This window comes from Alkalihalobacterium sp. APHAB7 (genome assembly GCF_048323755.1).
GTDB lineage: Bacteria > Bacillota > Bacilli > Bacillales > Bacillaceae_F > Alkalihalobacterium.
The window spans coordinates 1-8,858 of the sequence record NZ_JBLWFS010000052.1; the positions used below are offsets into that span (position 1 = coordinate 1).

General features: G+C 38.0%; 8 protein-coding genes. 3 read left to right on the forward strand and 5 right to left on the reverse strand.

Features of this window, described 5'->3' with window-relative positions; translation table 11 throughout:
• Positions 1-377: 377 nt before the first annotated feature.
• From ACNSTQ_RS22670 to ACNSTQ_RS22680, 3 genes are all read right to left on the reverse strand, one after another.
• Positions 378-734: a DUF779 domain-containing protein gene (locus ACNSTQ_RS22670; RefSeq protein ID WP_418202016.1), complete on the reverse strand. Its 357-nt coding sequence runs from the start codon at positions 732-734 to the stop codon at positions 378-380.
• Positions 735-753: 19 nt separating this feature from the next.
• The gene (gene adh / locus ACNSTQ_RS22675; RefSeq protein WP_418202017.1) at positions 754-2,274 is read right to left on the reverse strand and encodes an aldehyde dehydrogenase; all 1,521 of its coding nucleotides are present in this window, start codon (positions 2,272-2,274) and stop codon (positions 754-756) included.
• A 360-nt stretch (positions 2,275-2,634) separates the two neighbouring features.
• Positions 2,635-2,841 (reverse strand): hypothetical protein, encoded by a 207-nt coding sequence (locus tag ACNSTQ_RS22680; RefSeq protein ID WP_418202018.1) that lies wholly within the window; start codon positions 2,839-2,841, stop codon positions 2,635-2,637.
• Between the two features lie 208 nt (positions 2,842-3,049).
• Here ACNSTQ_RS22680 and ACNSTQ_RS22685 point away from each other — a divergent pair, with 208 nt between their 5' ends.
• On the forward strand, positions 3,050-3,745 hold the full coding sequence (locus tag ACNSTQ_RS22685) for a peptidylprolyl isomerase (RefSeq protein WP_418202019.1): 696 nt from the start codon (positions 3,050-3,052) through the stop codon (positions 3,743-3,745).
• A 261-nt stretch (positions 3,746-4,006) separates the two neighbouring features.
• Here the strand turns inward: ACNSTQ_RS22685 and ACNSTQ_RS22690 are convergent, their stop codons facing one another.
• Complete coding sequence (locus tag ACNSTQ_RS22690; RefSeq protein WP_418202020.1) at positions 4,007-4,300, reverse strand: SAV0927 family protein; 294 nt, start codon at positions 4,298-4,300, stop codon at positions 4,007-4,009.
• A gap of 276 nt (positions 4,301-4,576) precedes the next feature.
• Positions 4,577-5,008, reverse strand: coding sequence for a CBS domain-containing protein (locus ACNSTQ_RS22695; RefSeq protein ID WP_418202021.1), 432 nt, complete (start codon positions 5,006-5,008; stop codon positions 4,577-4,579).
• Positions 5,009-5,209: 201 nt separating this feature from the next.
• Here ACNSTQ_RS22695 and ACNSTQ_RS22700 point away from each other — a divergent pair, with 201 nt between their 5' ends.
• Together ACNSTQ_RS22700 and ACNSTQ_RS22705 are read left to right on the forward strand one after the other, a co-directional pair.
• The gene (locus ACNSTQ_RS22700) at positions 5,210-6,667 is read left to right on the forward strand and encodes a UDP-N-acetylmuramoyl-L-alanyl-D-glutamate--2,6-diaminopimelate ligase (RefSeq protein ID WP_418202022.1); all 1,458 of its coding nucleotides are present in this window, start codon (positions 5,210-5,212) and stop codon (positions 6,665-6,667) included.
• 139 nt (positions 6,668-6,806) lie between these two features.
• On the forward strand, positions 6,807-8,636 hold the full coding sequence (locus tag ACNSTQ_RS22705; RefSeq protein WP_418202023.1) for a WG repeat-containing protein: 1,830 nt from the start codon (positions 6,807-6,809) through the stop codon (positions 8,634-8,636).
• Positions 8,637-8,858 lie beyond the last annotated feature (222 nt).

The following is an 8,858-nucleotide window of genomic DNA, read 5'->3' on the forward strand; positions in this document are numbered from 1 at the left end:
TCCATATTTAGGGTAAACTTAATTTGAGTCATATCAATTTCTCCTTTACGGTTTTTCGTGGTTGAAAACATTGTAACCAGAAATTGATATGGCTTATTCTTTTTACACAATTATATGGACTTTATCCGTTACGCTGGAAAATAGGGCACTTTTCCTTGCAATAAGGGCCCTGGAGTCCGCTAATGTCAGACGGACCATCAGTAGCGCTATATTATACTAGCATTCATAAATTTCTATTGATGCTTAAAGTCAGTAGACAGCAGAAAGCCTCACTAATAAATAGAGTAAATAGGAAATCATGCTAGTAAAAAAAGGATGGCTCGAAGTGTAAGTTGCGAAACATACATTCGAGTCATCCTCTTTTGGTTTTTTCCTACTTAAAACCCTAATTGTTGTCGTTCTTCAGATGAAAATACACGAGACCGAGTTAAAAATCGTTTCCCTTCAGGACCTTCTAATGAGAACATCCCGCCACGGCCGTCAACGACATCAATAATTAATTGAGTATGTTTCCAGTATTCGTATTGGTCCTTTGCAATATAGAAGGGACACCCTCCGATCGTACCGAGAAGGACGTCAGAGTTACCGATACGAAGGTCGCCGTTTGGGTAACACATCGGTGAGCTTCCGTCGCAGCAACCACCCGATTGATGAAACATAAGTTCACCGTGCCGTATTTTTAGTTTGCCAATTAACTCAAGCGTCGCTTCCGTCGCTTTTACTTTATCTACCATAGAAGACACCTCCTCGATTTTAAAAGAATCCTAGTGCGTCTTCGCTATAGCTGACGAGCATATTTTTCGTTTGTTGGTAGTGACTTAACATCATTTTATGATTTTCTCGCCCAATCCCAGATTTTTTATAGCCTCCAAATGCAGCGTGCGCAGGGTAAGCATGATAACAATTTGTCCAAACGCGACCCGCTTGAATGTTACGCCCGAAACGATACGCCGTATTAATATTACGAGACCAAACGCCTGCTCCTAAACCGTACAGTGTATCGTTAGCAACCGCTAAAGCTTCATCCGCATCTTTAAATGTAGTGACAGATACGACTGGGCCGAAGATTTCCTCCTGGAAAATACGCATGTTATTGTTACCCTTAAAGACAGTTGGTTTTACATAGTAACCATTCTTTAGGTCACCGTCTAATACATTACGCTCACCGCCAATTAAACACTCGGCACCTTCTTGTTTTCCAATATCTAAATAGGAAAGAATTTTTTCTAATTGTTCTTGTGACGCTTGAGCACCCATCATCGTGTCGGGATCTAGGGGATTCCCAGTTTTAATCGCTTCCACACGTTGAAGTACATGCTCCATGAACGGTTCATAAATCGACTCGTGGATAAGAGCGCGAGAAGGGCATGTACATACTTCACCTTGATTCAAAGCAAACATTACAAAACCTTCAATCGCTTTATTTAAGAATGCATCATCTTTTTCCATGATATCAGGGAAGAAAATATTCGGCGATTTTCCTCCTAATTCAAGAGTTACAGGAATGATATTTTCAGATGCATATTGCATAATAAGTCTACCTGTCGTCGTTTCTCCAGTGAAAGCAATTTTCGCAATTCGGTCACTAGAAGCTAACGGTTTACCCGCTTCAACTCCAAAACCGTTTACAATATTAACGACACCTTTAGGTAAAAGGTCTTCAATGAGTTCCATGACGACCATAATCGAAACAGGCGTTTGTTCAGCCGGTTTTAATACAACACAGTTACCAGCAGCTAGTGCAGGTGCAAGTTTCCAAACGGCCATTAAAATAGGGAAGTTCCACGGAATGATTTGTCCAACAACACCTAGAGGCTCATGAAAGTGATACGCTACCGTGTCATTGTCAATTTGTGAAATACTGCCTTCTTGACTACGGACAACACCCGCAAAATAACGGAAGTGATCTATAGCAAGAGGGAGGTCGGCATTTAACGTTTCACGAACCGCTTTACCATTTTCCCACGTTTCTGCAACAGCAAGCATTTCTAAGTTTTCTTCTAGACGATCTGCAATTTTATTTAAAATAGTTGCTCGCTCAGCAGGAGATGTAGCACCCCAGTTTGCCTTTGCAGCGTGAGCCGCATCTAGAGCTAATTCGATATCCTCAGCAGTAGAACGAGCAACTTCACAAAATGGCTTACCAGTGACAGGTGTGATATTCTCAAAGTATTCCCCGTTCACAGGGGCTGTCCATTCCCCATTAATGTAATTGTCATAACGCTTTTTAAAATTTACTAGAGACCCATCCGTATTTGGCTTTTGATATACCATATAAACCCCTCCTAATGTTCATTTCCTCTACTAAAAAGAAAGTTTCACTCTATTAATTCTCGATTATGTAAGCGCTTTCCTTCACTTGGTTATCTTTTTTTATCCTTACTAACTTGGAGTAGACAGTTACAAGAAAAAGAAAGGTCACATTAATCTAAACTATTACGCTCTACAAGAAATATTCTTATTTCTTTGACTAAATCTTAAACTCTTACAAAATTCCTAAAAAAAATGGAAAAGGTATAAAGAAACTAAAAGTCAACAATAGTTAATATGAAAATTGCAAATAAACGCATTATAAGAGAGTAACGCGAGAAGAGTGACTTTCTCTCGTTACTCTTAATAGATTTATCGTTTACATTATCTCTTTCTTCTTGGTGGTTGTGCTGCCGTTTGTTGACAGGCTAAACAGTCGTTGATACATTGAGTTTGCTGGAGTGGAAATAGTGATTGACAAACGTTCCTACAAAAGCGCTCGCAACTTGGAACTGTTACTCCAGCCTCTACATCATAGATGCCTGGCAGAGCCCCTAGGATGCGACGTAATTTCTTTTGTTTAGATAACATAACAAATCACCTCCTTATAGATAAGGTATGTACACCTTTTATAAGTGACCGGACGAATACATAGGACAAAAAACTTTTGGCAAAAAACCTGATTAGTACATAGGACAAAAAATGATATAATGATTATTAGTCTATGGAAGCTAGTTGACTTCAAGGGTAAATCTTGATTTGTTACAATAACAGTTATACAAGAAAGGATGTTGAATACATGCGAAATCAATTTAATCTCAAAAGATTGATACTTACGATGATAATTGTTGCTCTAACTGCTTTTATCGTCGCTTGTGGGACTGGCACAGAAGCGCCAACTGATGATGTGGCCGATCAGAAGAATGGTGCAGAGGAAATAGAGGCTGAAGATGAAGTAGTCAAACAAGCAAGGTCTGAAGAAAATCCGATTGTCACGATAACGATGGAAAACGATGAGCAAATTATAATCGAACTTTTTCCGTCGATTGCACCAAACACGGTCACAAACTTTGTTTCATTAATCGAAGATGGATTTTATGATGGCGTGATCTTTCACCGTGTTATTCCAGGGTTTATGATACAAGGTGGGGATCCTGAAGGCACAGGTAGTGGAGGGCCTGGATATTCGATCCCTGGAGAATTTAATGCTAATAATTTTAACAATCCACTTCCTCATGAACGTGGGGTAATTTCAATGGCGAGAACGAATGATCCTAACTCCGCCGGATCGCAGTTTTTTATTATGCATGATCACTCTCCTCATTTAGACGGGAATTATGCTGCTTTTGGGAAAGTTATTGAAGGAATGGCAATCGTCGATAACATTGCAGTTGTTGAAACGAGAGGAGAAGCACCGAAAGAAGAACAACGGATGAAAACGGTCACAGTAGAAACTCACGGAATTGAATACGGGGCACCTGAGATCGTTCAATAACTATGTAAGAGGTTGACTCGTCACAGTGTGTATCTTCTTACTGATGTCGATAGTAGGTATAAGAATTTAATTATCATAACATAAAGTTATCACACTAGAGTCATCCTCGACTTATTTAAGAAACTACTTTATGTTTTCCTGTTCCTTGACAAAAGGGGCAGGAAATTTTTTTTGTTAAAAGAAACAGCCATCGCTTTCGCATCTTCCTTTGTCCTTGACAGCGCTTACATAATATTAAAATCGCCAATATCTCCTCCTCATTTATTCATATTGATCAACATTTTTTGCTAACGGAATTTTCGATTGTAGTAGTGCTGAAACTTCGTGTGCAATTTCATCGTTTTGAATACGAAACACTTTTTTAACAACTGAAACGTCGCTAACATCGTGGAAGTCCAATAAAGAGGAATTACCGCTTTGAAGACAAGTTATTAATGTCTTCCCAAAGAAGTGATCAGAAAAAACAAGTGTGAAATCATACATCCTGCTTTCGGACGCATACCCAATGTGTTGAACAGTCGACAAGTCATCCATACCATAAATAGATTCAAACAACATAATCACTCCTTATTCAATTGTTTTGTAAGGTAATTGACAGTGAAATGAAGGGGATAACAACAAGAGGATAGACCATTAATCTCAGAAAATAAAAAGACTATATTTAATTATATTCTTCTCATTCTTTTATCATGCACATCGTGAAAAAATTTTGTTATTCCAACTATACGGTTTAAGCTACCCCCTAAATCAAAAACCTCTATAACTGCACTAAACAATAAAGAGAGGTTGCACTTAAAGCACAACCTCTTCGATCAAGCTGAAATCATTTATTTATTCATGGGGAAATGCTGGGTTTGAGATACTAGAAAGTGCTTCTCCCGCTTCATTTTGAAAAATATTCTCTACAGCTAGGTCTCCAATGGCCACGATCCCAACTAATTGACCGTTTTCCACAACAGGTAAACGACGAATTTGTTGCTGCGCCATTAATTGGGCAGCTTCATGAACATCCATCATTGAATTAGCTGTAACCACATGATCTGTCATACATTGTGACACTGGAGTTTGACTGCCAATTCCTGATGCAGTTGTTCGTAAGGTAATATCACGATCCGTAATAATCCCCATTACTTGGCCGTTTTCAACAACCGGAATAGAACCTACATTAAGTTCCTTCATTAAAGTTGCTGCTTTTTGTACTGTATCTTGCGGTGAAACAGAAGCGACATTCGTTGACATGATGCCCTGTAAGGTTTGAGCCATAATACAATCCCTCCTTTTCACTCTTAGTATGACCTAGCAAGGTGTAGCTATGTATGAGGGCTCTCGGTACGTTTTAACAAAGTCTTGTGTTGGTAATATCTTTAGTACGTGGATATTATATGAAGGCCATGGAAAGACTATATTATAATACAAAATTGTTGTCACAGTTTTGTGATTTTCTTGTAAGGAGTCAAATGGTCCATGAAGTTAAGTTCTTTATTACAATTGATCGAAAGTGATCTTTTGACAGATAACATACCAGACATCTCAATTAGTGGTATCCATTTTCATTCTAAAAAAATTCAACAAAACTTTGTTTTTGTTGCTATTTCAGGGTATGAAACAGATGGTCATGAATACATTGAAGATGCAATAAAAGCTGGTGCCGCAGCTATTATTGGCGAGAAAGAGAAAAGAGAACTCAGTGTTCCTTATATCCGTGTCAAAAATAGTCGCAACCTTCTCCCCATTTTAGCTCAGCGCTTTTTTGATACAGGTACTAAAAAACATACCATTATCGGGATCACGGGAACGAATGGAAAAACAACGACTTCTTATATGCTACGACACATATTAGAGAGCGCGGGAATTCGCTGTTCATTAATTGGTACGGTTAACAATATTATAAATGATGAGCTGTTGCCACCATCAAATACAACGCCAGATCCTATTACACTTCATGAACTTATGTATAAGAGTGAGGATGAAGTGATAATACTCGAAGTTTCATCTCATGGAATTGATCAGGGGCGTGTGAATGGTATCCCATTTGATTATGTTCTTTTTACAAATTTATCGCATGATCACTTGGATTATCATGGGACGATTTATAAATATTTTGAAGTGAAAGCTCAGCTTTTTAATCAATTAACTCATGAAGGCGAAGCAATTGTTAGCAACTATTGTGATTGGAGCAGAAGGTTAATCGACCGTTTAGCTAATGCTCAAAAAAATGTATTTTCTGTTGGGCATCAAGAGTCAGATCATATGAATTTAAACAATGTCAATGTGGAATTTTCAACGGAATTCGATCTTAAGCAAGCAGAACAGCAACATAAAGTGACCTTACCTTTAAATGGTCTACATAATGCTCAAAATGCATCTTTATCTTTTTTTACAGCTCGGAGACTGGGCATACCTGCAGATCAAGCCGTTCAAGCGCTCAACTCTTTTCCAGGAGTTCCTGGAAGGTTTGAAACTTATACTCACCCTAGTGGAGCGACTTGTGTTGTTGATTATGCACATACACCAGATGGGTTGAGTCATTGTTTTCAGACGTTAAAAAAACAAGGAGCTAAACGAATATTTCACATTTTTGGTTTTCGCGGCAATGGTGATCCTTCAAAACGAAAAGAAATGATTAATATTTCGTCAACCTTTAGCGATCAATATATTTTAACACTAGATGATCTCAAGGGTATGGATGCTAAAGAGATGGTCAATGAGCTTCATCGTTTACAAGATATGTACGGTAATAAAAAAGGCACCATCATAGAAGATCGTACCGTTGCGATTCAATCTATAATTCAACAAACACAAGAAGAAGATTGGATTTTAATTACTGGAAAAGGTCCTGAATCCTATAAACAAGCTTTTCATTATCCGACAAGTACAGATAAGGACACTATACTTTATAATATGGAAACCTATCGAGCCTAACTGCTCAATAGGTTTTTTTATGTGTTGATATTGCTTATAAAAAAAGCTGGAATTTAATCTTAATAGCTTTGCTAGGTATGAACCCAAATCTTCCAAATTTCATATACTATTGAAACTATAAGTTTGGAGAGATTGTACTATGCGAGAAGAGCACAATTCGATCGATTTGGTCCGTCACTTTTTATCTCATTCTACAAGTACAACAAAGCCCAGATTTTTTCGAAAAGAACTAGCGTTAGCTGAAGAACAAAGGAGAAAGTGTCGCCTTTATCCAGCTTCCGTTCATACAATAGACGGCATGAAATGGGGTTATATCAATTCCAGTGGTAATTTGAATATTCCTGCAAGGTATGACAGGGCGGATGATTTTCAAGAAAATGGTCTAGCTATTGTTACGGTTGGTGATAAAGCAGGAATTATCAATTGTTCTGGTCAATATGTTGTAGACCCTATATATAATTCAATCCTTCCTTTTACAGAAGGTCGAGCTATTGTCATTGACGCTGCTGGATTTAAAGTAATTGATGAAAAGGGTTCTGTGTTAACTTCAAAAGCCTACAATTTTATAGCTCCTTATGAAGAAGAGCGTGCTGTATTTTCTGATAGGTCAGCCAACGGTCAATACCTTTATGGCTATTTAGATCGAAGCGGCCAAGAAATAATCCCATTACAGTTTGAATACGCGAATGATTTTAAAGACGGGAAAGCGCTTGTGCGGTTAACTAATCGAAATTATGCCCTGATCGACAAGAACGAGACTATCCTTAACACATATGCCTATCATAGCATGACTGAATTTAGAGAAGGACTTAGTTCTTTTAGAAAAACAGTAGATGATTTGTACGGTTATGTAGATGAAAAAGGAAATATTGTTATTGAACCACAATTTTCAATAGCACTGCCATTTCAGGAAGGAAGGGCGGTCGTCAATATTATTGATGGGATTCATAATGGGTACGGATTAATAAATAAACAAGGAGAATTTATCATTCCAGCCCAATACAACGATGTTTTACAATTGGGAGAGGATCGAGTAGCACTTGGAAAAGCGATTGTTGCTGACAAACCGTATATCGGTTCGATTTATGCCATTGCGACGAGTGACGGTCGCCGTTTAACTGATTTCGAATACGATACAGTTTCCGTATTTAAAGAAGGTCTAAGCTCAGTCACACAAGATCGATATACGTTTTTTATTGATCGATCAGGAAATCGTGCAAAAAACTATCCTGTCGTTCAAGGTACAGGGATATTAACTCTAGAAAATGTTGTCATTAAAGCATTCGTTGATCAGAGGGTAATGTATTTTGATCGTTTAGGAAAGACGATATGGAAACCGAATACAATTATTCCTCTTCGGTCCCCTTATCGAGTGAGAGAAGAAAAGTTTAATCCAAATAAAGATTATCTTGTGTATTATCCACAAATTGAAGGGATGAAAAATAGAGCGAGGCAAAGTGAGATCAACCAATTATTAAAAGAAAAATCAAATGTAAAAGAAATCCCAAGTAATGTTCAACTCGATTACAGCTATACGGGAGACTTTTCAATTGAGTTCTACCGTAAGAACTTACTCGTCGTAAAATTATCAGCGTACCACTATCCGTTTGGTGCCGCCCATGGTATGCCTAGTCAAGAATTCATTCATATTAATTTGCAAACAGGAGAACTATACGAATTAAAAGATTTATTTAAGCAAGGTGCAGATTATGTGTCGGTTTTAAGTGATATGATTGGAAAGCAAATTGAGGAACAAGACCAAGAAGATTTTTCTTACTTTTTCCCTGAGGCATACAAAGGAATACAGGCAGACCAGCCTTTTTACATGACAGAAGAAGCCCTCGCAATTTACTTTCAACCATACGAAATTGCAGCGTTTGTCGCGGGATTTCCAACGTTTAAAATTCCTTATAATGACATCATTGAAATCATCGACACCGAAGGTTCTTTTTGGCGGGCGTTTAATTGAGATTTTGAAAAAGGCTAATCTTCATTATATAGATAAACTAATGATGAATGAGCAAATAGAATAAAAGAAGCTTTATGCGATGACACCAGTCATCGTATTTTTTGTTCGCCCAGCATGGGCGAACTCTAACGGGTGAAAGTCCCGAGTACGACCTTGTAGCGGTAAGTACATAGCCAAAAGCAAGGGTGTCCATGGTGACGTGGAATCTGAAGGAAGCTCGAG

Coding starts and splice junctions, on each gene's coding strand:
- ACNSTQ_RS22695 (WP_418202021.1), bottom strand. CDS start 5,008: ATGGCTCAAACCTTACAGGGCATCATGTCAACGAATGTCGCTTCTGTT.
- ACNSTQ_RS22685 (WP_418202019.1), top strand. CDS start 3,050: ATGCGAAATCAATTTAATCTCAAAAGATTGATACTTACGATGATAATT.
- ACNSTQ_RS22670 (WP_418202016.1), bottom strand. CDS start 734: ATGGTAGATAAAGTAAAAGCGACGGAAGCGACGCTTGAGTTAATTGGC.
- ACNSTQ_RS22680 (WP_418202018.1), bottom strand. CDS start 2,841: ATGTTATCTAAACAAAAGAAATTACGTCGCATCCTAGGGGCTCTGCCA.
- ACNSTQ_RS22700 (WP_418202022.1), top strand. CDS start 5,210: ATGAAGTTAAGTTCTTTATTACAATTGATCGAAAGTGATCTTTTGACA.
- ACNSTQ_RS22705 (WP_418202023.1), top strand. CDS start 6,807: ATGCGAGAAGAGCACAATTCGATCGATTTGGTCCGTCACTTTTTATCT.
- adh (WP_418202017.1), bottom strand. CDS start 2,274: ATGGTATATCAAAAGCCAAATACGGATGGGTCTCTAGTAAATTTTAAA.